Source organism: Phyllobacterium sp. OV277 (assembly GCF_900104355.1).
GTDB lineage: Bacteria > Pseudomonadota > Alphaproteobacteria > Rhizobiales > Rhizobiaceae > Phyllobacterium.
In genome coordinates, this window is the sequence record NZ_FNIY01000008.1 from 76,448 (window position 1) to 102,293 (window position 25,846).

Genomic DNA, 25,846 nt, shown 5'->3' on the forward strand with positions numbered 1-25,846 from the left:
ATTACCCAAAATGCTAGACATGGAGCAGTCGGATGGCGTGTTCTGGATTACTGGAATCTCGACAATGCCCAATTCGTTGCGAGATAGCTCAGCGAAGCTGCAGCGCTGGAAGCCATTGTGCCCCAGGCCATGTCAACGACAGTCACCGCTGTCGACCATTGTTTGAGCGTTGCCTGGTTGGTCAGGTCATAGGTTCCATAGGCTATGAAACCCAGCAATGCTCCATACATTGATGCAGTTATCAAGCGGCCACTTTCCAGAGCCGGGCCAACGGCGAATATAACGATTCCAGCAACAAAGATCAGATAGAATAGCAGGCCCGCAACATAGTTGACGTCTGTGGCTATAATGTCAGGAATACGAGCCCGATAGAAGTTTGTGGCCATGGTGCTGAGCCAGATAAAATCGAAAATAAAAAAGACTATAGCTGTCGAAATGTAGGCAAGTGCATATTTGAGCATTTGTTGGTTCCTTCTTGCGATGCAAAGGCGACAGCTGCAATGATAGGAATGGCATAAGGTGCCGCGCATTGATTGGTTGTTCAGGAGGCAGTCTGGCTGATGTTCAACGAGCGGCGAATGCAGCATACAGAGCTTTTTGATTGGCAGAATACAACACCGTCAGGAACCATTTTGGTTCCGAATTCCGAGAATAAAATTTGCCGTGTCGTGAAGTGTTGGCGCGATGAAACGGATCGGTGATCCCATGGCACCAATGATGCCGACGTGACCCACATTGGGGTAAAGCTTTATTTCGACAGGTGAGCCAACTGCCCGAAGCTTCTTCTCCAATGCAATACTATTGCTAGGATAAACCACAGTATCGCTTTGCCCGTGCAGGAGCAGTACAGAGGGATTGCCGTGCCGGACCTGATTGACGGGCTGTGTTGCCTCCTGTGACTTCGCCGGACTGAAGATATCGGCGACTATCTTGTCATCGAATGGCAGAAAGTCATAAGGACCAGAGATACCAATAAATCCTTTCAAATCATGCGCCGGATTGAGGTTTTGTTGACCAAGCCATTGCCTGTCGAGTGCAAGCATGGCGGCGATATAAGCTCCGGCTGAATGCCCCACGACATATATCTTTTCCGGATCACCACCATAGGTTTCTGCGTGGTCCCTGGCCCAACGAACGACAGCAGCGCCGTCCTGAATATAAGCCGGATAACGCACCGCTGGATAAAGCCTGTAGTCAGGAACAATTGTAACGATGCCTTTGGCCGCCAGCGCCGATGCAACAAATGCATAAGTAGCCTTGTCGCCGCTCTGCCAGGTTCCACCATAGAAGAATACGGCAACCGGCGCAGATCTGACGTTCTTGGGTACATAGATGTCAAGTGTCTGCCGCTTGTCCTTGCCATAAACAATGCTTCGCGTAACCGATGCACCGCCTGATGACGTGGTGATGTCCAAAATCTTACCGGCGGAACATCCTCCCAGTGTAATGAGCAGGCAAAGCATAAACACCAATTTGACCATGTTAAAAGCCGAGCAAGGGCTGGATGAGACGTCCGAGCCTGCTCTTCATCTGCAAGCGACCATCGACCGCTGCAAGGCAAATGCATTCCTCGTCTGGTCCCGCTGAAGGTTCATGCTCAAGGCTGGCATCGGCCATAATAAAATCACCAGGATAGTAATCGCCGATAGCATCGTGCAGTGACCCTTTTAACACGAGCGTATATTCGACACCTTGGTGTGTGTGTTCAGGCAGGACCATTCCCGGCTTGGAGCGCAAAAGCATGGGGCGGTTGCGTCGGGTTCCGCCTTTGCCGATCGAACTCCACTGTACACCGGGAGCCAGAAATCTCCATTTGCCGATATCGTATTCCTGTAGTGGCGCTGGTAAAACCAGACCCCCGGGCATATCCGCAAGATGTCGGCCACGAGGCGGAATCTGCCTTACCGATTCCCCGTCAAGCTGCGCAAGAACTTTTTCCAGAGCATCGGACATCAATTCGGCAACAGGTGCATCATCAAGAGTGATACCGCCTGCAGCTTCGAACTGGTGCACGCGTTGCGCACTTTCAGAGCAAAGCGAAAGATGTGCTGAAACAACAAGCGCCGGCCCTTGAGCGAGGTTGCCCGCAGCATAAGCCATCAGAATGTCATCGGAAGGGCGGTGGGTCATAGCAGTCTATTCCTCGCCCAGCAGATTTCTGAGATGCTGCATCGCCAGGCGCAATCGTGATTTAACAGTTCCCAGTGGCAAATCCAGCGCCCGGGCAATTTCACTGTGGGGCTTGTCATCAAAATAATGAAGTTGAATGACATTCATCTGATCCGATGAGAGTTCCCTCATGGCTCTACGGACCCGTTCTTCGCTTTCCACGCGCAGCAGATCATCCGAGGGGGAGGATTCAAATTCCGGCTCATGCTCTTCCATCAAATGCGCGGCTGGATAACGTTCACGCCGGATGGCATCGACGCGCAAATTGCGGGCAATGGTAAAAATCCAAGTGGAAGCTGAGGCCTTGGTCGAATCGAACAGTTGTGCCTTACGCCAGACGGTCAGCATCGTTTCCTGCGCCAGTTCCTCGGCTTGCCCTGGGGCCATGCCGCCGCGCATAAAGAAACCTTTGATGCGCGGTGCAAAGTAGGCAAAAATCTCGGCAAATGCCACTTTGTCGCCATGCGCTGCAATCCGGGTGATCTTTGCGGAATAATTGACGGCCTCTGTCATTGCTTGAAAAGAACGCCTGATCGCGGACTTTGTCTTGCCAGCTTTGGGCATGCTGCGCCGGGCACGCAGCCATCTTCCATTAAAATTGCCAAAGGTGAGGGTTCCGAAATCATCCATACCGCTCTGTACGCAGATACAACGCAATCGGATCAATGCCGAAACTAATCCTGATCCAACTCCGTATTTCCACCGTATGCACTGATGTTGAAAGAAACAACGGCTGATGGCTTTCGTCTTCGTTGTTTCCACACAAAGGGAATGGGAGAATTTCGTTGAAGATTGCCGTCATTGGATCGGGTATTTCGGGCATGTCTGCTGCTTGGCTTCTTTCCCAAAACCATGAAGTGACCGTTTATGAGCGAGAGAGCCGCGTCGGCGGTCATAGTAATACTTTCCTTGTTGAGCAGAAGGGCGAGAACCCCATTCCCGTCGATACTGGATTCATCGTTTTCAACGAGAATACCTATCCAAATCTCATAGCTCTGTTCGATCATATTGGCGTTGAGACGGAAGCATCGGATATGTCCTTTGCGGTATCGCTTGATGGTGGAAAGCTGGAATACTCAGGCACAGGATTTAGCGGCCTGTTTGCCCAGCAGCGAAATCTGTTCAATCTCAGGTTTTGGATGATGCTGCGTGATCTTTTACGTTTCTATCGCGAAACACCTGCTCATGCCGGCAAACTTGGTTTTCTGGCTCTAGGAGAATTTCTGGAACGGGAGGGTTACGGTCGTGCTTTCCGCGACGATCATCTTCTCCCCATGGCTGCGGCCATCTGGTCGGCCCCGGCGTCAACTTTACTGGAGTATCCAGCGGAGGCATTCATCCAATTTTGCGATAATCACGGTCTTCTGAAGCTGGCCAATCGGCCACGCTGGCGCACCGTAAAAGGTGGAAGCCGCGCCTATGTCGAGCGTCTGACGGCGCGCTACAGGGATCGTATCCAGATAAGCTGTGCCGCAGCATCCATCCGGCGCGCCAATGGCAATGTAGCTGTCACCGACGTCTACGGTGTTACGTGTGTTTTCGACCACATTGTACTGGCCAGCCACGCTGATGAGTCTCTCGCTTTGCTTTCCGATCCCACGCCTGTTGAAGAAAATCTCCTCTCGGCATTCCACTATTCGGTGAATCAGGCCGTGCTGCATGAAGACGAGACGCTGATGCCCAAGCGCCGTGCCGTCTGGTCAAGCTGGAACTATCTCGGCCAACGTCAGGAAACCAATCCAAGCAGTCAGCTCTGTGTAACCTACTGGATGAACAAACTACAACCGCTTGAAACCAACCGGCAATTTTTCGTCACGCTCAACCCTCAGCATCAACCGGATATGCGAAAAATATTGCATTCCGAAACCTATACCCATCCGATTTTCGATGGCAAAGCCATGCAGGCTCAAAAGCAACTCTGGCAGATGCAGGGGCAGCGGAATACGTGGTATTGCGGCGCTTATTTTGGTGCAGGATTTCACGAGGACGGATTGCAATCGGGCCTTGCGGTAGCGGAAGATCTGGGTGGCGTACGCCGGCCGTGGAATGTTGCTAATGAGTCCAGCCGAATCTATCGCAACAGCCAGGCAACGCCGATAGAAGTAGCAGCATGAATACATTTGTCTCGGCAATCTATGCTGGCAAGGTCACGCATAAGCGCTTGCGTCCCAAACGGCATTTCCTGCGTTATCGCATGTTCTATATGTTGCTCGACATTGATGAGATCGACCAGATTGCACTCACCCATCGTTGGTTCTCACATAATCGCTTCAATTTTTTCAGCTTCTTTGATCGAGACCATGGTTCCAAATTTGATGCAGCGGCGCAGTGCTCGGATCTTCGCTCTTATGCCGAGGGCCATCTTCGTGAGGCGGGAATGGTGCCCGATAACGGGACCATCAAATTGATGACGATGCCAAGAATCCTCGGCTATGTCTTCAATCCCCTGAGCGTTTATTTCTGCCATGATAGCAACGGTAAATTGAAGGCGCTGATATACGAAGTGAACAACACTTTCGGCCAGCGCCACAGCTATGTTTTCCCGTTGGATGGCACCGATGACGCCAAGCCAATGCATCAGGAATGCGGGAAAGAATTTTATGTCTCTCCATTTATGGAGATGGCGCTGAATTATGATTTCACCGTCACGCGACCGGCTGATTGTGCCTCCGTTGTGATCAATGCCAGCGATGAGGATGGGTTGGTCATTGCGACTGTCTTCACGGGAAAGCGGCGCGAATTCAGTGATTGGCAATTGTTGAAGCTGTTCCTTGGTTATCCCCTGCTGACGCTCAAGGTTATCGCAGGTATTCACTGGGAAGCTTTAAGGATCTGGATCAAGGGTGTTAGCCTCAAGCCCCGGCCGCAAACACCTGTTCAAACCCGAACAATAACCCCACATCAGACAAGTGCGCCATTCAATTCCCGGAGTGACAACGAGCGACCATCCATCAGTCCATCCTGATCATCCGGAATGTGAGTCAAAACGCATATGCACCATCTGCTCGTTATTTCATGCTTAGCGCCGACCGATAAGCGTCATCTTTGCACGGACAGTAGATTAGGACGGTCGGCGCCGATCCTCTGCAACGTCCATTTGAGTGGAGCTGTTTAGCCACCCATGGCCTTGTCGAGCGTCTGCTGCAGCCGGTCGCGGTCCTGCAATGAGATTGCCCCGCGATAGCGACTGATCAACCCGAGCCGCGAAAGTTGATTCAGCTCCCGGGTGACCGCCTCCCTGTGGCTGCCAATGCGCGCGGCGAGCTCGGCATGGGTCGGCGGCGGCGAGATGATATAGGATCCCTTGCTGGTGGCCGACGGTCGCGAGAGGCGCAGCAACTCCGCCATCAGCCGGTGTTTCATGTTGAGGGCGGATGTTTCATTGACACGATCGGTTAGCGCCCGAACGAGGCTGACAAGCGAGATCAGCAGCTGCCGGCCGACATCAGGGTATTCCTGGATAACCCGCCAAAATATAGGGGCGGGCATATGCGCCACGACCGAATCCGTCAGGCAGCGGATATGCGCGGAGCGGGGCCGGTTATCAATGGCGGCAATTTCACCGAAATATTGGCCGGCTTTGATATCGCGCATAATGGTTTCCTGCCCGGCGATGCTGACACTGGCACGAAGTTGTCCGCGGACAACGAGAAAAAGATGATTGCTGTCATCCTGATCATCGATGATCACTTCGTTGGCACGGTAGCGCCGCCAGATACATTGGCTTTCCAGTCTCCGCAGCGCCTGCTGGTCTAGGCCTTTCAACAGGGTGATGGTGGCTAAGCTCGGGGAATGCGGGTCCATCAAGCGGTCCTGTTCAAATGATCACTGACCTGGCTGCCAAAAATCGCACTTGCCTCTCATTCATCATATGGGCGCTGCCAGTGTTCGGTCTTTGGACACTTGCAAAAACCCTGCGACCATAACAATTCGAATATTGTATGTCGCAAACAGCAATGCAGATTTATTTGATACACCCTCATCATATCAGAAAATGTATCTGACATACTATAAGTCAAACATTTTAAATATTGTACGTTATACAAATATTCATTGAGAAAAAGATATATTGAGTGATATCTTTTTCCAGTCGATTTGCCCTGATCCCCTATCAAATTCTCACGAGATACGGACGAATGTATTCTCTCGTAATTCTATTAACCGATCAGGGTGTGGGTGCATGGGGGTGTCTAATGCCGTTTTCACAGTATACATCTGCAATGGATGCTCCATCGCACATGGCGATATCGACCGCTTTTCTAACGGGATCTGTTCCAAAGTACGCAGCCAGCGTTTAATTGCTTCGCTGTGTCTTGCGAGCGGGAGAGCCGCCATTATCCACCGCCGATCCGGCGGCCGAGTAACGGATTTTTTTTGACATTAACAAGCGACCTATAACGGTAGTGCGGTTTGTCCAATCCAAGTATTTCGCTGCAGATATCAGCGCCTCGGTGATGCGGATATCGTCTTCAATCTGGTTTGATGCGCTGAAAGGGGAGATTTGATATTCATGGGGCAAGCGGTGCGAAAGATTGCAATCGTTGGCGGCGGTGTGGGAGCTATTACCGCTGCATTCGCCTTGACCGACCATCCGGACTGGCAAAGCAAGTATGATATCACGCTCTATCAACTTGGCTGGCGGCTTGGCGGAAAGGGGGCGAGCGGGCGAAATCGTGAGAAAGCCAACCGTATCGAAGAGCACGGCTTGCATATCTGGGCCGGCTTTTACGACAATGCCTTCCGGCTGATGCGGGGCTGTTATCAGGAACTCGTCGACAGGCGGCTCAGAACACCTGAGGACCCGCTGGGAACGATTGAAAAAGCCTTCAAGCCGCTCAACACGTTCTTTTTGAGTGAAGAGGTTACCGAGGAGTCCCGTATCGAATGGCGGCCTTGGCTCATTGAATTTGAGGGGAATGGCGAAATACCCGGGACGGGCGGGGTGCTGCCGACGCCATTTGCTTACTTCAAGCTGGTACTGGAATTCCTGGTGAGCCAGTTTGAAAAAGTTGAAAACAAGCTGCCGCTGCCACCGCCTGCGGCAGACGACGCCGGATACCGCTCCCCGTTGCACCATGTGCTGGCTTATGCCAGCACGCTGCCAGAGGATGCCCGCCAGCATACGGCCCGCCATCGCAGTGAACTTCTGGAAATCCTGGAGGGCATCCGTATCTGGCTTGACGGCATTCAACCGGGGGAATGGATCAATGATGATACTGCGCGCCGTGTTTATTTCATGCTGGATCTTGGAACGGCCTTTGCAACGGGCATGGTCGTCGACCTGGTGTTCCTGCGCGGTTTCGATTCGATCGACACCATGGAATGTTCAGCCTGGCTATTGAAACACCATGCCTCGCAGCAGGCGGTGGAATCGGCGGTCTTTCGTGGATGTTATGATTATGTGTTCGGATATCCGGGCGGCGTCTGTGACGACCGCGGCGTAGGGGCCGGGACAGCGATGCGTGGTCTGCTGCGGCTCGCATTCACCTACAAGGGTGCGCTATTCTTCAAAATGCAGGCAGGGATGGGAGATACGATCTTTGCTCCCTATTATCAGGTTCTCAAGGCCAGGGGTGTGAAGTTCAGCTTCTTTCACGCCGCGACCAATCTGGCGTTGGGTGCCGGTCGGAATGCGGTTGAACGCATCGATATGGTTGAGCAGGCAAGCCTTGTCTCGGGCTCGTATGAGCCGCTTTTTACCGTTGCTGGCTTGCCGTGCTGGCCTTCGGAGCCCGACTGGCCACAATTGGTCGATGGGCAGAAACTGAAAGCCAGCGGCATCGATTTTGAATCGGAAAAAACCCCGCCGACCGGAACGGCTAAGAGCCTGTATCGGGGCACGGATTTTGACGATGTCATCCTTGGTGCGTCGATAGGTTCACTTGGTTATATGACTTCCGAACTCGCGGCCGCTTCGCTCCGCTGGCGACAAATGCTTGCTGAGGTCAAGACTGTTGCAACCTGCGCAGCTCAATTCTGGATGAGTATACCCGCTTCCGCAACAGGCTGGCCAACTCTGGTCAGGGCCCATAATCAGGACGCCAAATTCAATCCGGATACACTGCAGACGGTCATGACCGGATTTGCCGAGCCGCTCGATACATGGGCGGATATGAGTGACCTTCTGGTGCGGGAGACCTGGCCTGATCCGCAACCGGTTTCCATTGCGTATTTTTGTTCGCCTTCAAGGGACGCGGATGTGCCTATGCCCCCGCTACAGGAGCAGGCCGCTCAGTGGGCTGATCAGCGGCTGACGCAGATTTGGCCGCAGACAAGGAACAAGGCAGGGACGTTCGACAGAAATCTCCTGGTTTCCGTAAATAGCAAGACCGCGTCCGGGCGGTTTGCCGATCAATACTTCCGCCAGAATTTCTATGGCTCGGAGAGATATGTGCTCTCGGTTCCGGGATCGGTCTATTACCGTCTGGCACCGGATGAATCCGGTTTCTCCAATCTCGTTCTGGCTGGTGATTGGACCCGATGCGGTGTCAACGCCGGCTGTGTCGAAGCAGCCACAATTTCCGGTCTGGCCGCTGCACGGTCACTCACGGGGTCGACGGAAGCAATCTATGGCGAGATGGATCTTCCTGCCGATGGCGGGTTGGCGACGCCAGCCTTGCTATCGTCGATCATGGCGCCAGATGCGGACTGGCCGCTGACCCCGGCTTTCCTGCGCGGCGCGATGGAAGGAATATTCAGTTTTCACGCCCTGCCGGAAGATGGCCTGCGTGCGATGCTTCCGGAGGGTTTGGTTCTATCCCGGCAGTCACTGACCCCTGCCAAAACCCATCCTGTGACATTTCTATTCAACCGGCAGACCAATGTGCGCGCCAGTTTCCTGCCGCAGTTTTTAGGCTTCAGCACCTATCTTGAAAGTATTGTAGCGATCAATTGCGTGGAAATAGCGGGCGGTGACGGCACCACTTTCAGCTTTTTGCCGGCTTTGTTTCTGAACAATCGGCTGGCCACGTGGTCGGGCAGATTGTTTTATGGCCTTGCCAAGCATTACGCCAAAAACCAGATGGCAGGAACCAGCTACCGCACGAAAAGCGAGAAAAATGCCGCAATCTGGGACATGCAATTCTTTGAGAACGCGCCCGTTTCCCGGCTGATTGATCTCGGGGATGTGGGGCTGGTCCGATCACTGCTTGACACGCCAATCCTGACACCTCGGGGTAAGGGAGCCTGGCAGGCCATGGCTTTTGACTTTGCCGTTGGGTCGGCGTTTGCAGTTCCCGTGGCTACGCATATAGACATATTCCCCACAAACGGGATCGGCCTGCCAGCCGGACGGCTCATATCGCCGGCGCTGAAGCCGTCGCCTGAACAAGCCGGATTACCCGGATCCTTCCGCTGCTGGACCAACTGGACGCTCAGCAATCCCCTTGATTCAGCCCGGGTGAAGGCGGTTGCATCGGCGCAGCAGAATCTCGAACGCCAGCGACTGTGAGAGAATAACCGCGATGGCTTCGTTTGAAGACAGTCCTGAGGGCAATGATCTGGAAGAGCGTCGCCAGGTGACGGTGCTTTTTGCTGATATTGTCGATTACACAGCCATTGCCCTGCGGGCGGATCCGGAGGATTTGCGCGCCCTGCTGCAACGATATTACGCGCTGGTACGCCATGAGATTGAGGTGGCCGGTGGCATCGTTGCGGAATATCTCGCCGATGGTGTCGTTGCGCATTTCGGCATTCCACAGGCTCTTCAGGATGCTGCCGATCGCGCCGTTCAGGCGGCAGTCGGCATTGTCAGCCAAGCAAAGGAGATCGATGCGCAAGGCCATAGCCTTGCGGTGCGTGTTGGTTTGGCAACAGGGTTCGTAGTGGCGGAATACCATGGCCGCACGTCAAAAATCACCGGTGCATGCGGGGTGCTCGCTGCCCGGCTACAGGCGGCTGCCGAACCTGATTCAGTCTATTTGTCTGACCTGACCCGCCGGCTTCTGCGGCGCGAAACGAACGTGCATTTTGTCGGAGACCTTTCGTTAAAGGGCTTTGCCAAACCGCAACCGACCTGGCGTCTGACCATGGGGGAAGCAGGCATGGCGGACATGGAGGCATTTCCCTTCGTTGGGCGCGTGGCGGAGCTGCGGAAGCTGGCGGCGGCCTGGAGCAGGGTTGTAAGGACAGGTCGTGCAAGTCCATTTCACGTTCTTTCGGGATCGCCGGGCATAGGCAAAAGCCGTATCGTGCGGGAACATCTCACCCGGTGTCCGGCACATCAGCCGAAAATAGTGCTGGCAGCGTCCGAACGGCAGCGGGGGACGGCGCTTTATCCCGTTGTGGAATGGCTCAGACATGACGACCGGGTTGCGCAGACCGGCGAAGGCATGGATTACCTGCGCGCACTCCTCGAACCGGAGGCGGCGGCAGATTTGCTGGCACGGGAGACGCCGAGCGCCATTCGCCAGGGAACGTTTGATGCACTTGCCGGCGCATTTCGCCGCATTGCCCAGCGCATGCCCATACAGGTCGTTGCCGAAGACCTGCAGTGGATGGATCATAGTTCCCAAATGCTAATTGCCAGGCTGTGCGCTGATCTTAGCGATTGTCCCATTCAGTGGCTGGGGACCTGCCGGACGGAATTCAAGGATCATTTCGGGGGGATAAGGGCCCGGATCGTAAGTGTTGCAGAACTCAGCTCACCGGAATGCCACGCCCTTCTTGCCAATTGCAGCGACGCGATCAATCCCGACCTGGCAGCAAAGATCATCGCCCGGTCGGAAGGTGTGCCATTGTTTCTGGAACATCTTCTCCGGGAATTGAAAGATGGGCTGATATTTGGGCCTGACGCTGTTCCCGAAACGCTGGTGGGCGCGCTCACCGCGTGGATTGACCGGACGGGTCCCGCCCGCCGGGTGGCTCAATGTGCTTCGGTTATCGGAAGCCGCTCCAGTATCCCGCTGCTTGCGCATTTGATGGAGGTTGTGCCTGGTGACGTGACAGAGGATGTCGAACGTTTGTGCAAGGCCGAAATTTTGCATCGGGACGGTGACGCGCTCCTGAGCTTCCGCCACGATCTCATCCGCGAGGCAGCCTATGGGTCATTGCTCCGCGCAAGGCGTGCCAGCTTGCATCGGCGTGTGGCCAAGTTTCTTATGGCTGGTGATGCGCATGGCAATGACAAGGTCATGGCTGAAATTGCCTATCACTTTGAAGCGGCTGGTGACTATGCGATGGCAGCACACCACAGGCACAGGATTGGTAGGCTGGCTGCGGCACTGGGGGCCTTTACGGAAGGCGAAACACAGCTTCGGCGCGCCTTGGATCTGCTTGTTAAGGCGGGCGAGGGTGATACAGAGGCAACAAGGCAGCGGGCGACCATTCTGATCGACTTGGCGGCAAATCTCATGCAGACACGCGGCTTTACGGACCGCGAAGTAATCGAGACTTATAAAAAGAGCCTCTCACTTCTGAAGACGCTCGATCGTATCGAGGGCGATAGCCTGGCGATCTTTTGGGGCATTTTTACTTACCAGGTGCTGATGGGCCGTATCAAAGAAGCAGCAACAACGGTTGCAAGAATGGAGACCGTGCTTCAGGGCATGCCGGAAAAAGACCGGCCTGGAGAACATACGCTGGCGGTGCTTGGCACACGCAATGGCATACAGTTCTATTCTGGACGGTTTCGTGCACAGCTTGCAACGCTGGAAAAGATCAGGACCTGCTACGACTTCAAGCGGGATGCGCCGCTTGCCGCCAAGTACGGCATGGACCTGTTTGCGACAGCCCATGCTTTTGCCCCACATTCAGCAGCAATCACCGGTCAGTTTGCGCTGGCACGGCACCTCATCACGGAAGCCGACGCATATCAAATGCGGCTCGATGTTCCGCTGATGCTGCCATACATCCATATCTGGGGTGCCGTGGCTCTCGGCTACCTTGGTGATTTTGATCAGGCGCTGGCGCGGATGCAACGCGGCGTGGCGCTTGCCGACCATCAGGGGGCGGCGTTCTGGTCGGCGACGGGCCGCATGTGGCATGCAGTTATCGAGTTCGACGCGGCGGGTACTCCGGCGATCCGGGCCAAAATGGAACAGGCGCTTGATGTGCAGAAGGCTATGGGCGTTGGCATCGGCATTCCCTATTGGTCGGCAAAACTGGCGGCGGCCTATGCAATCGATGGGCATGACCGCCAGGCCCAACGGCTCATTGCGGCGGCAATGACAGGTTCTCCCGGGACCATGGAGGGAGCATGGCGGGCGGAACGCCAGAGATTGTGTGGTTTTGTGCACGAGTGTGCCGGGCGTGCGGATGAAGCCCGCCATTTTTATAAACTCGCTGCCCAAACAGCGAGAATGCAGGACGCCGTTTTGTGGGAAACGCGGGCGCGCCGGGCGATGGTGCGGTTGAAACACGGCGATGATACGGGCGACCCGCGTTTGGCGATGCTTTCGGCTGGGATCGTGCAGAGCAATGTGGAGGATGCTTCGTTGCAATTTCTGCCATCTTTGCGATGAGATTTTGATGAGACGCGCCTGGAATTTCGCAGGCTCGCATTCTATTCCTGTACGATCAGCACTTTTGCCAGATCGGCATTGACGGGAATGATCTCGGCCCAGGAGTAAGCGCCCCAATTCCAGCCGGCATTGATGTCGTAACTCAGCGCGCGCGTCTGATTGGCGGCTGCCTCCACCAGGAGGGAGGGACTGTAAGAGGCGCCGGCTTGAAATTCCATGGCCAGTTTTTCAATGAGTGTACCGGGTTGAAGGCTCGCGGTGGTAAATTGCAGCAGGACCTTGGGTAAGGGGGCGGCGATATTCGTCTGGTTCCCATACAAGGGGACAGCATAGATGGGAATGGCAGCCTCTTCTCCGCAGAGGGCTCGGGCAAACCCGGATGTGAATGCGCCTGCCGTTGTATTGGCGATGGCAATTTTCGACACCGGGCCGCAGGCTTTGACCTGCCCGATGCCGCCGCTCGTGACGACAAAGGTCTGGCCAATGTTGATAGGCACTTCATAGCCGATCCGAACGACACTGCCGCTGCTGATGGGCGTGAACGATGTATAGGCTGATACATCTGCCTTCCACACGATTGGCATATTCGCCGTGATATTCTGCGTTGAAAAACCAATGGTTGGCCGGGCTGCCGCATTTTTCATCTGGACGGCAAACATCGTGTAAAAGGAGTATCCGCCGTCGACGAGTGCTTCGATGGTTGCCGGCGCGAGCGAAAGATCAATCTGGTAGGTTGGAGACGCGGGCATCTGAACCTCCTTCGGTTGCCGGGTCGCATCCATGAAAGACTGGCGGGCGGCCGCCGGATATGCAGAGGCCGCCCGTCTGCTTCAAGACAGTATGAATCTCAGAAGGCGTTGCTTTCAATCAGCAAGGGCACGACATTGGTGGAAGGGCGAATAGCCTGAGCCCAGCTGTAGCCACCCCATGCCCAGCCTTTGTTGATGTCGAAGGAAACCTCGCGATTGGTCTTGGCGGTGAGATCGATCAGAATGCTCTGGCTGTAGGCCTGTTCGATGACCGTGCCGGTGTTGACCGGTCTGGTGGAGAAGGTGAACATGACCTTCTGGATCGGTACGATCGCATCAAGCCCGTTGCCGTAGAGCGGGAAGGCGCACAGAGGCTGGGGCGTCCCATCGACCACTTCGGAAATCCCGCAGGTTACCTGCGTTGCCGTCCGGTTCTCAATTGAAATCATCCCAGCCGTGCCGTCGACGACGACACCGGTGCCCTGTGGTGTTTCCACTTCCAGCATCTGTCCAAGGTCAATCGGGTAAGAACTCAAGCCCTTGATCTGCCCGTTCGGAATAATCGCAGAGCGGGAGGTGTAGGCCTCGTACTGAACTTCCCAGGAAACACCGGTGTCCAGACCGAATTCGGTCGATTTGAACCAGACCAGTGGCCTGCCGCCGCCGGCGCTGGATTGGACCGCTTTGAAGCCATAGAGGGAATAATCGCCGTTCGACAGGGCTTCTACAGTCGCCTGATCCATTTTGATCGATACCCCGTACTGGGTAGCGCCGAGAAGATTACCAATGCTGGGCGTGACGGAGCCAATGCTGCGGGGCGCTGGCATATCGGCATCATTGTCGTCATCGGCGCCCTCAGCCACAAACAGCACGCTGGTATTTTTGAAACCCAACTGGGTTGCGGCATGTTCCAGCGGGCTAGTGGCCATGTCGCCAGGCCCCGAAGCCTGGACCTTCTTCGTGCTTTTTTCCTCATAAGTATAGAGGGCGGGATTGTATATCGCCGGCTGCTGCCGGTTCTTTCCGGCCTGGGTGATGATGTTCTTGACATTGGCCGTGTTCAGTGTGCCGCCTGTCCTTTCGAAAAGATAAAGTGCCATCGTAGTGCTCCTTTTTCGTTCTTTTGCCAAAAAAAGAGGCTCCAACTCTGCATCATCGATTGAGTGATGACATGAGAACCCCCCTTGTCGTTCATGCGGGGGAGACGAGATGTCCTTCCGACTAACGACCGCTTCACCGTAGGGGTTGTGGTCTGATCGCGATGTGCGGAATGTCACAGACCGAACAAGCGGATTGTGGGTGCAAAAAGTTGAGCGATGGCTAAGCAGACATCGGACCGGAGGGCAGGGCGATATCCTGCAATCCAGTGCATCGCCCTTGGGCGGTGTGGCGGGCAGCACGAGGGAGAAGCGGCTCGCGCTTTCTACCGGTGCTGAGCCGGTCGTGTCCTAATTCGTCAGGACAAGGTTTTGTCCCACCCAATCGGCCAGTTCCGGGATCGTGCGGGCACGCCCTTCCGACGGATCACGCGATACCGTGCCTCCGTCCGGCATTTTCAATGGCGGCAGGCGTTCGGGTGCGGACATCGGATAATTTCCGTCCTTGTCAGGCTTGACCTGGTGCACGTTGCGGACAAATTCCTTCAGTCTTGCATCGTCGCCGGAGGTCCGCAGCATTTCCGTCAGGGCTTCCGGAGTCATCTTGAGCTGCTTGGCAAGCGGCTCGATAATCGAGCCAACGCTGTTCCCGTCATCGTCATGATCCGCGAGAATTTTAGCGGTTTCCGGTCTGAAATTGGCCTGGATCAGGAATTGCTCGGTGGGCCCTTCATAATAACTGGCCGCCTGGCTTCGGCGAATATTGTTGTAGACCATTTCGCCGACGATGCCGACGACGGCAAGCCCGGCGCCCCACAATCCGCCCTTGGGTGATTTCATCATTGACAGGAATGTGCCCAAGGTGGTGGTGGCAGCAAATGCCGAATTGGCCCATTTGCCTTTGGCGACATGATCAAGCGTATAGGCAACCATGAGAATGCCCCCGGCACGATCAAAATACTTAGAGAACCAGCTCCATTTCGGCGTACCACCGACTTCGGCAAAACTGGATGCCCGGTCAAGGAAACCGCCTTTTGGAAAGCGGCCGTTTTCGACTACGGATCGTGCCATGCCGGCTCCGAACTGGCCGGCTTCGTAGGCAATACCACCCGTCAGCCAAACGGCAAAAGACTTTGATAGAAGGTCCGGGTTACGGGCATTTTCAACCGTGCTGCCAAGGTAAAGCAGGCCCTGGATCGCCGCCAGGCCCTTGCCGAAACCGGATGCCGTTGTGATGCCGGCGCGCGGGTCGAATTTCGAACCGTCAAAGGATTTGCTCAGGCTTTCAAGGGCCGCCTTGCGGGCCGCCGGGTCGGTTGCCGCATTGGGTCCATTCAATAGGAGAGAGGATTTCTGCGCGAGTTTGCCGTCAACCTGAGCTGGATTGAGGCGGGAGGCGATGTCGATGCTTCCCGGTGTGGGCGGTTTGTATGCCTTGTTGCCGCCTAGCGCTTCATAGGCGGCGATGGTCTTATGCATGCCAATGACCGCGCGGCCGGACCAGAACAGGCTTGGAGTGGCAGGAACGGGAACCCCGTCCGGGGGCGTTGTGCTCTCGATATAGGCTTTGCCCATCTCCTTCCAGGCACCTTCACTGTTATTGACGGCGAATTGCACCTGATCGTCAGTCTCAAGCGTGTGGATGCTGGCCTGATAGCGGTCAAACCCCTGAAGCCCATGCAAGTCGGTCTCGGCAGCGTGGAGGGCGGCGAGCGAGCGAAAGATCAATGTTCCCTGGCCGTCCATTTTGTTCTTGCTGCCTGGGTTCTTGGCAATCGAGTCATTAATGCCATCGGTCAACTGTTTCGTCGACAGGGCCGACTTCCAGTCGTCCGCCACCACGAGGTGGTCTTTCGAGAATTCGCCAACAATATTCCGGCTGTTTGCGACAAGATCGTCCGTGCCCTTGGTCGCGGCGTCCAAAAGCAGGGCCGCATTGGCCGTATCGCCAGAGTTTTTGAGCCGGTTAATGATGGCAAGCGTCAGGGACGGGTCCTTGCCGTTGGCGATCGCGTTGCGGAAGGGCTCGCCGATCTGATCCGGGGTGGCGGTTTTAATCTCCGGATAGGGGTTTCCCATTTCCTTGCCGATTTTCTTCTTCTCATCCAGCGGGAAGCCGCGGACCTTTTCGGGAAGCTTCTTCTCCCAATCCGCGAATGTCTGGTCCTGTGTCGCCTTGAGGGAGTTTGCTATGGACTGTGCCCGCTCATCAATGAAGGTTTTTCCCTGCGGTGCTTGTGCGATGTGCGCCATGACATTGGAATAGTTCGCCACCGTATCGCGCTGCGTCAATTGCAGCGAAAACTTGATCTCGCCGGCAATAGTGGAGTTCTTACCGCCGAGCCGATGATCGGGGCTGGCACCCGAGGTTATTGCCGTGCGTTTGCCAATTGTCTGCTCGATCAGATCAACCACGCGCGTCTTCTGGTCGCCAAACGCGCTGATTTCCTTATTGGCCTCTTTGACGATGAGAATTGCCGTTTCCGGCGTAACGTTTTTCGTCACCTCATCCAGGACCTTGGCTGCGCGGCCCGCGCCGTCTTCCCGCTGCGCCTCCTTTCCGGCCTCGCCATCAAGTCCATTGAACTTGTTCTCGCCCTTGGAATAGGCCTCCTGAACATTGCGGGCCGGCTTGCCGACAAGGACTTCATAGCCAGCGGCATCAAGAGCGTCGGTGAACTTGCTGTCGGCCGGGCCATAGAGTTTCAAGGTCTCGCGGGCACTGTTGATCGCCGCTTCACCGCCATCGGGCGCGTCCTTGGCGAGGGTTTCGAACTGGCGGGTGATTTCGGTCTTGACGTCACCCCAGCGGGTTGGGTCCTGCTGGGCAGCGTTTATGGCCGCGCTTAGCGGTTTAAAAACGTCATTGAAGCCGTCTTCAACGGCTTTGCGTTCCTCTGCCACGATGGTTTTGTAGGAGTCCGTCCTTGGCCCCAGGGCTTCAAGATCTGCCTGCCGCTGGTCGAGATAAAGCTTCAGCGTTTCCGGTGCATAGCCGCCATTCTTTGCGGCTGAAAGCATATCCGTGTTCACAGCGAGCTTGAGTGCGCGGGTCTTGTCGTCCTTTTCCGCCGGTGACGTAGCCTTGTCGATATCCGCCTGCAATGCCTTGATGGTTTCGAGGCTTGTGCGCCGCTCCTTGCTCAGGATGAGCAGTGAATCGCCCTCATTGATCCGGTTGATATCGGGAATGGGGTCGCTGAACTCCAAAATGTCTGATGGGGCCTGATTGTAGATCCGTGCGATGCCATCGAGATTTTCCGTTCCCTGAATACGATGATCGACGCGGCCATCGGTTTCCTGTTCCGGGTTGCCTTGCGGTGCAAATGGCTTCTGGCTGTTATTCCCGGCCGCTTTGGCGGCGACAACAGGGATTTCCTTTCCGTCAGCATTGGTGATGGTCGAAGAGGTGCCGCCATGCTGGAAATCTTCATAGTGACTGGCGATAACGTTGCCAGTTGCGCGGTCAATGATCCTGATTGTTCTAACGTCGCCATTGTCGCTTGTCGGGTCGATTGTCTGGAGACCGAGCCCTGCCGCTTCCATCTGCCGCAGAATTTCGGGGCGGGTGCGCTTTTGATCGGCCGCCATCTGGTCGATGCTTTTGCCCGCTTCCACATCGGCAAGGATCGAGGGCGGTGCACCGTTCCTGCTTGCGGCAACGGCTTGGTTGAACTTGATCTGGGACGCGTCTGTAACAGGATCGATCTTGGGTATGATGAGCACAATCCCTGCATCCAGAACCTTGTCGATCCGCATCCTGTTGGCTTTGGCGATCGCCTGGCCGCCATCACTCTGGCCAAGTGCCTTTGCGATCAGTTGCGGGGTCTGACCTTGCTTGGCCGTATAGGTGGCTGCGGCCATCGTCGCCTGTTTTGCCAGCTCGATATTGCGCCAGAATTTGGAGAACAGAATTGGGCCAGGACCGAACGTCATCACATCATCTCCGGGTTGGCAGCAAAGCGCAGGGGCACAATTCTTTGCTGTGAGCTATGTCACAAGACTGTCATATGAACTCACAAATATATAGCACCTAATCGCAAATATTTTAGGCATTCCTTTTATTTTTCAATGCAGTTTTGGAGAAAACCGCTATTTATGTGTATTTCATAAAACGTATGTTAGTGTCGGTTTGGCATTTGTGATCAATTTGTGATCTGTGAGAGAGGCCGGATGTTGCAACCGACCGGCTCGCTTTAACCAAAATGGGTAAAGTTCAGTTTGTGACATTCACTAGCAACAGCCATGGAATTGTCAGCCAATATCTCAATAATCCCGACCGCCAGATCATGGAACTGGACAAGGCCATCGCTCTTCAACCGGATGATCCCTTCCTGTATTATAATCGAGCCGTATTCTATGGCCAAAAAGGGGATATTGATCAGGCAATTGGAGATTTCAATGAGGCAATACGGCTTAAGCCGGATTTTGCGGAGGCTTTGGGCATGTTTGAGGCAATTCAGAAAAGCAGAAATCCCTGATAAGCGATGTGTTGACATGGACGCTGTGGGTGCAACATTCCACAATCTCTTACTGAAGTTCCCTTTGGGTCGCTGCGTTTGATCCAATAGCCACCAGAATAGTTGCGGCGATAATATTGGATCGGACCATGCTGACGCGGCTTTTTCCAGTTCCAGCCATCCTAAAATGGCTGTCACACTTTGACCCGCTCAGGCGATCTTTCTGAAACGTGCCGCTTGTAAACGGAAACGATCATAATAATGGTGGCCTCCAATCCAAGAAGACAAATGGCGGCCCAGAAACCTGCTTTGTACGGATCATGTTGAGATGTTCTTAGGGTATACCCCAAGAACAGGAATGGTGCATTCCACAGAAGACTCCCCAAAAAGGTTGCTATACCGAAAGGCAGAAAATCCAGCTTCAATATGCCTGCAGGAAGCGCCATGTAAACCCGAGCGCCGGGGACGGTTTGTCCAACCAAAGTAACCCAGAAATGGTTGCGCCGATATGCCTTCGTAAGGCGCTCATAAAGTTGCGCGCTCAGAAAAATGAACTTGCCATATCGCTTTACTTTGGTTGCAACCCGTTCGCCCCCCAATGTCCGGCCAATTGCAAACCAACAGCAGGCACCGAGTGTTGACCCCAAAGTTGTCGCACCAAGGGTCATAGCGAGGTGAGGTGCGTTGGGTATTGTCATACCCAACAGCATCAGCAGAATGTAAGATGGAAACAAGGGCACAAACTTTTCGATGACTGCCAGACATGTGATACCGATAAATCCATACCCGATCAGCCATGCAATGATGTGAGGCGTCTCCATCTGATTTAGCTCAAGCCTGCTGTGTCAACGCGCCTTTTAATGCGGTAAACGGATGCTGGTGGAATATTGCGCATAGTTTTAGCGACGAAGCGTTCCTCCAATTGCAAAATGTCCAGAATTTCTTTCGATACAGGGCAGCGTGGACCATAGGTAATCTGATAGAATGCACCGCCGGGTCGCAGATATTTGAATGCACCATTGAGAATTCCTTTGACTTGTCGGGGTGGCATTGTCAGTACGCCCAAACCGCTGACAACAGCACCCACAGAACCGGGTTCGAACAGATTGAATTCGCCAATCCTGGCAGCGTCCATTCGCAGAATTCGCGCACTTGGGAACCGGCCTCGCAAAAGCCTGGTGAATTCCGAGCTGTATTCTACGAGGGTGAGCATTGACTCCGGTACACCCCTTTGAAGTAGCGAGCGCGTGAAGGGGCCTGTGCCAGGACCGAGTTCAAGAACAGGACCCATTTCTGGATCAATTTCTCCGGTCATCAGCGCGGAAATTCTGTTTCCCGATGGCATGATCGCTGCTGTTCGAAGTGGATTGCGCACCCAAGAACGGAGAAATGGCAAAACATCAGCAAACGACATAATCGGACGCCTTTTTACGGAGTGAAATATGTGCGGTATGCTTGGTCGATCTACCGGGACGTATCGTTGTCTGCATTTTTGTTTCCTGAACTGAATTGTTATTGACGAGGAAACCAATGCGTCTTCTAGATTGAGGCAGCGTGTCATGCGCTACGGTTCGACGAAATTTACTTCTCCAGCCAATTTCCCGATGCAAGATTGCCTCAATGTAGAAAGTCCATGGTGCGCGATCTCAATTATGTCGAAACACAAGGAATAGGGATGCGGGTACTACTGGTAGAGGACGAAAAGGAAATGGTTGCCGCACTTAGCAACGTTCTCACGCGTCAGAACATGATCGTTGACAGTGTCTCAACGATTGCTGCCGCTGAATTCGTGTTGAAAGAAAATGTGCATGATGTGCTTGTTCTTGATCGTCAGCTGCCCGATGGAGATGGATTGTCTTTGATTCCGCGGCTTCGTGCGAATGGTCAAAATATACCGGTTCTTGTGCTGACGGCTCGTGGCGATCTCTGCGATCGTGTCGCGGGACTGCAAAGTGGAGCTGATGATTATCTTGGCAAACCCTTCGCTTTCGAAGAACTTCTAGCTCGTGTTCGCGCCCTGCTGCGACGACCGTCCAGCGTTGTGCCGGAAGTGGCCAAGATGGGCCAGTTGATGTTTGATTTTGCCCATCGTGAGGCATGGGTTTCGGGAGAGCGTGTGGAGATGCCAAGGCGAGAAGTCCTTGTCCTTGAAGCATTGATGCGCCGAATGGGGCGAATGGTCCAGCGTGCCACTCTGATGGAAGCGGTTTTTGGCATGGACGATGAGATCGATTCAAATGCGCTTGATACCCATATATCGAGGGTTCGCCGTAAACTCTCGGATGCCGGTGCAGGGGTGACAATCAATGGTATCAGGGGCCTTGGCTATCTTTTACGGGAAACGGCATGAGTTTGTGGAGTGCGAGATCGCTGAAATGGCGGCTCGTCAGCCGACTGCTGTTCTTCGAAACCCTCATCATCTTGTCGGTGCTAACCATTATCATAGGCAGTCTCTGGGGTTCCGGGTATCTGATAGAGGATTATGAGGGAGGCAGTCTGGATGTTCTGAAAGACGCCCTGTCAAGGAATACGCAAGGAGAACTTATTCTCATTGATACTCCCGAGGTCGTCCAATTGCGGACGGATGTTGGTGGCTTGTGGTTTGTCATTCGGGACCGGAATGGACAGCAACTGTCTCAAGGACGTGTTCCTTCCGAATTTGTTCAAACGCTGCCGATGTTGGATCATCTCAGCGACGCTCGTTTGAACAATGAGTTGGGCCGCGCGAAACGCCCCGATGCAATTGTTAAATGGCAGGAAACAAACGTAGGAGACGTGCAGATATTCACCGGGACCCGGGGGCGTATGACATTCATTCGGATGGTGACAGGCATCTCTGGCGGAATGCTAACGATCATTATTCCATTTTTTTTGACAATAGCCTTGGCTACTCTGGCCATCACTCCACTTGTCGTACGTTTTGCGTTGGAAGGGGTTAAACAAGCTGCGGATCAAGCGGCTCAGATTACCTATAACAAGCGCGGCGTACGTTTGTCTGCGAGCGAGGTGCCCGAAGAAATCAGTCCGTTTGTAAATGCCGTCAACGATGCCTTGACCCGGCTGGATAAAGGCTATGCGTCGCATGAACGTTTTTTAGCCCAAGCAGCCCATGAACTGCGTACACCGATAGCCATTCTCAACACCAGGGTTGCTGCCTTATCTCCAAGCATTGAGAAAACCCAGCTCCTGCAGGACACGTCTCGCTTGGCAATCTTGAGCGGCCAGCTCCTTGATCTGCAGAGATTGAACCATTCGCCGGTCCACTTTGCACCCGTTGATCTCGTAGCAATCGCCGGACGCGTTGCTTTTGATCTAGCACCGCTGGCTTTTGCCGCGGGTTATGAGGTGTCGTTTGAGTCGGATAAAGATGAACTTATGGTACAGGGCGACCAAACGTCCATCGAACGTGCACTCACGAATCTGGTTCAGAACGCTATTGACCACGGCGGCGGTTCAGGAATGATCTTGATCCATGTTCTGGAAACGAAATCGATTGTGGTAACCGACGAGGGGCAGGGAATTTCCGCAGAGAGCAGTCAGGATATTTTTGAGCCGTTCAGCCGCCTTCGTTCGGACAGTTCCGGAACTGGTCTTGGACTGAATCTGGTCAAACAGATAATGGAACTTCACAATGGTACCATTGAAGTCAATAGCGGGTACCCAAAGGGGGCCTGTTTCAAAATGAACTTCTGAACGATAGGAGCTGACTCCAGTCAAGCTCGTGGTTCATTGTATAAAAGTCGGAAGTGAAGAGATTCTTCAAGCGTGTCCCTGTCGTTCATTTGGAATAGCCAACACGCCACGGAAAGAAGGATTATAGTTCCAATAACCACTGAGATATCTGCTATGTAATGTCGCTGTCGGTTGCGCATTTATATCCCATAGGCGGGCTATGTCGTGCACTGCGTAGCTTGCAATGAACTTCACTTGTGCCGCTTCCGAATTTAACGATGAGCACAATTTAGCAGCGGCAGTTTACTTGGATATTGCTGTACTGTTACGGTTCCGTAAGGCTATGAACCCGGAAAACCAAGCCAAGGTTCAAGATCTTCGAATGTCATGTCCATTGCATAAGCAGGATTGGCCCAGATCGAAAAGTGGCCAAACCGCGGTGAAAACTGAGATTCTGCGTGTTCCTCATCGCCATGCGCGATTGCTGCAACGTAAAGCGCGGCAGCCAGCCCGGTTCGATCCGCTCCGCCTTCGCAATGAATGAGAATTGGCTTTTCAGCCTGCTTCATGAGTGCAAGTAAGGTTTCGGCGTCTTTCTGAGATAAAATTTGACGTGAAGACATTCGAAAATCGATATGCCCAACACCAGATTTCTTGGCAGCGGCGACCTCTTTGTCATACCAATCCCGGCCAGTATTTTCGCCGCGGAGATTGATAATCGTCCTGATACCATAGGTTTTCTTATAGAATGCGATCTGTGATGGCGAGGGCTGTGCCGATCTATAGAGTTCGCCGGGAAGGGTAGTATGAAAATTGCCCTGCCATCGCATTATTCCATAATAGCCGCCGATCATAAGGACCAGAGCCAGCAATGTGCCTCCTGTCCTCACGGCGATTGGCCGCCGCCTGCTTGATTTATGCGTCTGTGTGACGGTCATAACGGCTTGTTCTCCCGAGGCAGGTTTAAAATTAGGGATCGGTTGGGTTGATCTGTCGCCGCGCTCGGTTCGGCATGTTTGTCGTGCGAGCCAGCTGGAAATGTCAGTATGACGTGCAACCCCGGGTGTCCATCTTCCAGGTTAATTCTCGCGCGATGAAGATCCACAATCGCTTTGACAAGGCTCAGACCTAGCCCTGTGCCAGGCGTTGTTCGGCTCTTATCGAGGCGATAAAGCCGCTGAAAGACTTTTGCGCGCTCCTCGGCCGGGATACCAGGCCCATTATCAGCAAATTCGACAATGATGGTTCTATCGATACTTTTCGCACTGAGGCTAATTTTTGCTCCTGCGGGACAGTGCCGGATCGAGTTTTCGGTGAGGTTAGCAAAAAGTTGAATCAGTAGTTCCCGATCCCCGGTCACCGGCAAGGATTCATTTGGATGCAACGTCAATTTTATCAATTGTTTCTTGTCTTCGGCGACATCGGCATAGACGTCGACGATGGTCTCAAGACATTCCCTGATGTCCAGTTGGGTAAACCGCGACCGCCTCGACCCGGCTTCGATCTGCGCTATACGAAGAAGAGCGTCGAAGGTGGCGTTAATATTTCCACTTTCCTCCCGCGCCTGCAGCAAATCCGCCGCAACTGCCGTGCCTTTATCGGCCTTTTCGATGGCTTGGCTTATGGTCAGGGAAAGTCGGCTTAGAGGCGTTTTGAGATCGTGGGCGATATCGGTGCTTACTTGACGCATGCCTTCCACGAGAGAGGCAAGGCGGTCGAGCGCATCATTGACCTGCTCTGACAATCTATCAATGTCGTCTCCGTTGCCAACCAGAGGAATACGGACATTCAGCTTGCCAGAGCCAACGTCCCGCATGGTCGATGTGATGGTTTCCATGCGCCGTTGTACGCGTGTCGCTAAAAGAATGCCGCCTATCGTTGCAAGTGCAAGAACCATCACGCTTGCCCATGCAAAACTTATAAAAACAATCCTTAGATACTCGTCGTTCTCTTCAAACGTGATCCCAACGATCAAAGGCTGCTTATCGACCTGACCAGAAAAGACGCGATATCTTTCATTACTCTGTAAGCCTAGCTTCGTACTGTCAATTGTTGACCAACCAGGCGAAACATCTGCGTTTTCAATATTCCCCGCCAGTCGCGCTCCATCTTTTGAGCGCAAAAGGAAAATCCGATCGTGCCGGGAAGTGGATTGCACATGGCTGGTTACGGTATCTGACAAATCAGTCACATCGCCATCACCGTAAGAGGCAGTGAGCACGGTATACGTATCCTGGATTGTCTGATCGAGACGATCGGCCAATTCGTGTTTGAGCAGTTGATACGTCACAACCCCCGCGACAAGAAATGACGCGATAAAAAGGGCGGCGAAAATGACAGCCAACCGGAACGGCGTACTTTTCAGCAGATCAATGCGGCGCATGTAAGCTATAGCCAGTGTTTCGGATTGTGTGCAACAGTGGATATGCAAAGGGTTTGTCGATCTTCGCTCTGAGACGACTGATATGTGTTTCGACAACACTTGTTTTGGGGTCAAAGTGAAAATCCCAAACGCGCTCCAGAAGCATTGTACGTGTCAATATGCGCCCTTCATTGCGAACCAGAACTTCAAGCAATCTGAATTCGCGGGGTTGCAGGTCAATCGTGATGCCGTCCCGACGTACGATCCTGCGCACAAGGTCAACCTCCAGTTCTGCTACTGATATCGTGTTGATTTCGCGTTGAAATGGCGGTCGCCGATGGAGTGCATTGACGCGCGCAGCCAGTTCGGAAAAGGCAAAAGGTTTGGCGAGATAATCGTCTCCGCCTGCTTCTAAACCCTCAACACGGTCATCCAGTCCTCCAATCGAGGTGAGAAAGAGAGCAGGAGTTTTGACGCCGGCTGCACGCAATGCCTTGATGATTGACAGGCCATCCAGCCCCGGTAGCATTCTGTCTATTATGAGGATGTCGTATTCTTCGCCCGCCGCGTGGGATAGCGCATTTCTACCGTCAGCGATAACTTCAGCAACATGCCCGGCTTCGCTAAAGCCCTTGGCAATGTAGTCCGATGTCTGCCGGTCATCTTCAATGATCAGGATGCGCATGTTCTTTCCGTTCTCACCAAACACAGACTGCGTTCATCATAGTCCAAATGCACACGATGTCATTGTCCGGATCTAAGTAACGGTCGAGCCTACTGGGAGTTACATGCATCGTTTCACACTCACCTTTCCGCGATCTTACAGTTTGGTAATAAACGAACGCTTCTTACCGCTTACCAAAGCGTAAGGGGACGG

The 25,846-nt window shown here is 53.9% G+C and carries 20 protein-coding genes; 7 read left to right on the plus strand and 13 right to left on the minus strand.

The features are described 5' to 3' along the window. Positions 1-47: 47 nt before the first annotated feature. The 4 genes from BLU05_RS20725 to BLU05_RS20740 form a co-directional block, all read right to left on the minus strand. Positions 48-461, minus strand: a complete 414-nt coding sequence (locus BLU05_RS20725; RefSeq protein ID WP_091884272.1) for a DUF2177 family protein — start codon at positions 459-461, stop codon at positions 48-50. A 159-nt stretch (positions 462-620) separates the two neighbouring features. Further along, positions 621-1,481 carry an alpha/beta hydrolase gene (locus BLU05_RS20730; RefSeq protein ID WP_091884275.1) on the minus strand — a complete coding sequence of 287 codons (861 nt, stop codon included), beginning with the start codon at positions 1,479-1,481 and terminating at the stop codon, positions 621-623. Position 1,482: 1 nt separating this feature from the next. Further along, a complete protein-coding gene (locus BLU05_RS20735; protein WP_091884276.1) occupies positions 1,483-2,130 on the minus strand; it encodes a ChrR family anti-sigma-E factor in 648 nt (215 codons plus the stop codon). Between the two features lie 6 nt (positions 2,131-2,136). Next, on the minus strand, positions 2,137-2,931 hold the full coding sequence (locus BLU05_RS20740; RefSeq protein WP_244518463.1) for a sigma-70 family RNA polymerase sigma factor: 795 nt from the start codon (positions 2,929-2,931) through the stop codon (positions 2,137-2,139). Positions 2,932-2,954: 23 nt separating this feature from the next. Between BLU05_RS20740 and BLU05_RS20745 the strand changes: the two genes are divergently transcribed. After that, on the plus strand, positions 2,955-4,283 hold the full coding sequence (locus BLU05_RS20745) for an NAD(P)/FAD-dependent oxidoreductase (protein ID WP_175540692.1): 1,329 nt from the start codon (positions 2,955-2,957) through the stop codon (positions 4,281-4,283). Continuing rightward, a complete protein-coding gene (locus BLU05_RS20750) occupies positions 4,280-5,134 on the plus strand; it encodes a DUF1365 domain-containing protein (protein WP_091884279.1) in 855 nt (284 codons plus the stop codon). The genes BLU05_RS20745 and BLU05_RS20750 overlap by 4 nt, the downstream gene beginning before the upstream one ends. 146 nt (positions 5,135-5,280) lie before the next feature. Here the strand turns inward: BLU05_RS20750 and BLU05_RS20755 are convergent, their stop codons facing one another. Further along, a complete protein-coding gene (locus BLU05_RS20755) occupies positions 5,281-5,973 on the minus strand; it encodes a Crp/Fnr family transcriptional regulator (RefSeq protein ID WP_091884282.1) in 693 nt (230 codons plus the stop codon). Positions 5,974-6,691: 718 nt separating this feature from the next. Between BLU05_RS20755 and BLU05_RS20760 the strand changes: the two genes are divergently transcribed. Beyond that, entirely contained in the window at positions 6,692-9,619 is a 2,928-nt protein-coding gene (locus BLU05_RS20760; RefSeq protein ID WP_175540693.1) for an NAD(P)-binding protein, read from the plus strand. A gap of 13 nt (positions 9,620-9,632) precedes the next feature. Further along, complete coding sequence (locus BLU05_RS20765) at positions 9,633-12,629, plus strand: ATP-binding protein (RefSeq protein ID WP_091884287.1); 2,997 nt, start codon at positions 9,633-9,635, stop codon at positions 12,627-12,629. A gap of 41 nt (positions 12,630-12,670) precedes the next feature. Here the strand turns inward: BLU05_RS20765 and BLU05_RS20770 are convergent, their stop codons facing one another. From BLU05_RS20770 to BLU05_RS20780, 3 genes are all read right to left on the minus strand, one after another. Next, positions 12,671-13,378 (minus strand): hypothetical protein, encoded by a 708-nt coding sequence (locus tag BLU05_RS20770; protein WP_139210501.1) that lies wholly within the window; start codon positions 13,376-13,378, stop codon positions 12,671-12,673. Positions 13,379-13,476: 98 nt separating this feature from the next. After that, positions 13,477-14,478 carry a hypothetical protein gene (locus tag BLU05_RS20775; RefSeq protein WP_091884292.1) on the minus strand — a complete coding sequence of 334 codons (1,002 nt, stop codon included), beginning with the start codon at positions 14,476-14,478 and terminating at the stop codon, positions 13,477-13,479. A gap of 348 nt (positions 14,479-14,826) precedes the next feature. Continuing rightward, positions 14,827-18,411 (minus strand): hypothetical protein, encoded by a 3,585-nt coding sequence (locus BLU05_RS20780; protein ID WP_091884294.1) that lies wholly within the window; start codon positions 18,409-18,411, stop codon positions 14,827-14,829. A 287-nt stretch (positions 18,412-18,698) separates the two neighbouring features. On the opposite strand from BLU05_RS20780, the gene BLU05_RS20785 reads away from it, so the two are divergent. Then, complete coding sequence (locus BLU05_RS20785; protein WP_175540694.1) at positions 18,699-18,956, plus strand: tetratricopeptide repeat protein; 258 nt, start codon at positions 18,699-18,701, stop codon at positions 18,954-18,956. A 173-nt stretch (positions 18,957-19,129) separates the two neighbouring features. Here BLU05_RS20785 and BLU05_RS20790 read toward each other — a convergent pair whose 3' ends face one another. Both BLU05_RS20790 and BLU05_RS20795 read right to left on the minus strand, forming a co-directional pair. Beyond that, complete coding sequence (locus BLU05_RS20790) at positions 19,130-19,756, minus strand: DedA family protein (protein ID WP_091884299.1); 627 nt, start codon at positions 19,754-19,756, stop codon at positions 19,130-19,132. 5 nt (positions 19,757-19,761) lie between these two features. Continuing rightward, positions 19,762-20,349 (minus strand): class I SAM-dependent methyltransferase, encoded by a 588-nt coding sequence (locus BLU05_RS20795; protein WP_091884302.1) that lies wholly within the window; start codon positions 20,347-20,349, stop codon positions 19,762-19,764. 261 nt (positions 20,350-20,610) lie between these two features. Here BLU05_RS20795 and BLU05_RS20800 point away from each other — a divergent pair, with 261 nt between their 5' ends. Then, positions 20,611-21,285 carry a response regulator transcription factor gene (locus BLU05_RS20800; RefSeq protein WP_091884514.1) on the plus strand — a complete coding sequence of 225 codons (675 nt, stop codon included), beginning with the start codon at positions 20,611-20,613 and terminating at the stop codon, positions 21,283-21,285. Beyond that, positions 21,282-22,628, plus strand: coding sequence for a sensor histidine kinase (locus tag BLU05_RS20805; protein ID WP_091884303.1), 1,347 nt, complete (start codon positions 21,282-21,284; stop codon positions 22,626-22,628). Before BLU05_RS20800 ends, BLU05_RS20805 begins: the two co-directional genes overlap by 4 nt. Before the next feature lie 320 nt (positions 22,629-22,948). On the opposite strand, the gene BLU05_RS20810 is transcribed toward BLU05_RS20805, so the two are convergent. From BLU05_RS20810 to BLU05_RS20820, 3 genes are all read right to left on the minus strand, one after another. Then, the gene (locus BLU05_RS20810) at positions 22,949-23,479 is read right to left on the minus strand and encodes a tyrosine-protein phosphatase (protein WP_244518466.1); all 531 of its coding nucleotides are present in this window, start codon (positions 23,477-23,479) and stop codon (positions 22,949-22,951) included. A 62-nt stretch (positions 23,480-23,541) separates the two neighbouring features. After that, positions 23,542-24,990: a HAMP domain-containing sensor histidine kinase gene (locus BLU05_RS20815; protein WP_091884308.1), complete on the minus strand. Its 1,449-nt coding sequence runs from the start codon at positions 24,988-24,990 to the stop codon at positions 23,542-23,544. Beyond that, positions 24,977-25,654: a winged helix-turn-helix domain-containing protein gene (locus BLU05_RS20820; RefSeq protein WP_091884312.1), complete on the minus strand. Its 678-nt coding sequence runs from the start codon at positions 25,652-25,654 to the stop codon at positions 24,977-24,979. Before BLU05_RS20820 ends, BLU05_RS20815 begins: the two co-directional genes overlap by 14 nt. Positions 25,655-25,846: the final 192 nt, after the last annotated feature.

Bases quoted from the DNA above. Each gene is read 5' to 3' on its own strand.
- BLU05_RS20800 (WP_091884514.1), top strand. From the start codon at position 20,611: ATGCGGGTACTACTGGTAGAGGACGAAAAGGAAATGGTTGCCGCACTT.
- BLU05_RS20780 (WP_091884294.1), bottom strand. From the start codon at position 18,411: ATGACGTTCGGTCCTGGCCCAATTCTGTTCTCCAAATTCTGGCGCAAT.
- BLU05_RS20755 (WP_091884282.1), bottom strand. From the start codon at position 5,973: ATGGACCCGCATTCCCCGAGCTTAGCCACCATCACCCTGTTGAAAGGC.
- BLU05_RS20815 (WP_091884308.1), bottom strand. From the start codon at position 24,990: ATGCGCCGCATTGATCTGCTGAAAAGTACGCCGTTCCGGTTGGCTGTC.
- BLU05_RS20730 (WP_091884275.1), bottom strand. From the start codon at position 1,481: ATGGTCAAATTGGTGTTTATGCTTTGCCTGCTCATTACACTGGGAGGA.
- BLU05_RS20725 (WP_091884272.1), bottom strand. From the start codon at position 461: ATGCTCAAATATGCACTTGCCTACATTTCGACAGCTATAGTCTTTTTT.
- BLU05_RS20775 (WP_091884292.1), bottom strand. From the start codon at position 14,478: ATGGCACTTTATCTTTTCGAAAGGACAGGCGGCACACTGAACACGGCC.
- BLU05_RS20805 (WP_091884303.1), top strand. From the start codon at position 21,282: ATGAGTTTGTGGAGTGCGAGATCGCTGAAATGGCGGCTCGTCAGCCGA.
- BLU05_RS20765 (WP_091884287.1), top strand. From the start codon at position 9,633: ATGGCTTCGTTTGAAGACAGTCCTGAGGGCAATGATCTGGAAGAGCGT.
- BLU05_RS20750 (WP_091884279.1), top strand. From the start codon at position 4,280: ATGAATACATTTGTCTCGGCAATCTATGCTGGCAAGGTCACGCATAAG.
- BLU05_RS20795 (WP_091884302.1), bottom strand. From the start codon at position 20,349: ATGTCGTTTGCTGATGTTTTGCCATTTCTCCGTTCTTGGGTGCGCAAT.
- BLU05_RS20790 (WP_091884299.1), bottom strand. From the start codon at position 19,756: ATGGAGACGCCTCACATCATTGCATGGCTGATCGGGTATGGATTTATC.
- BLU05_RS20735 (WP_091884276.1), bottom strand. From the start codon at position 2,130: ATGACCCACCGCCCTTCCGATGACATTCTGATGGCTTATGCTGCGGGC.
- BLU05_RS20770 (WP_139210501.1), bottom strand. From the start codon at position 13,378: ATGCCCGCGTCTCCAACCTACCAGATTGATCTTTCGCTCGCGCCGGCA.
- BLU05_RS20820 (WP_091884312.1), bottom strand. From the start codon at position 25,654: ATGCGCATCCTGATCATTGAAGATGACCGGCAGACATCGGACTACATT.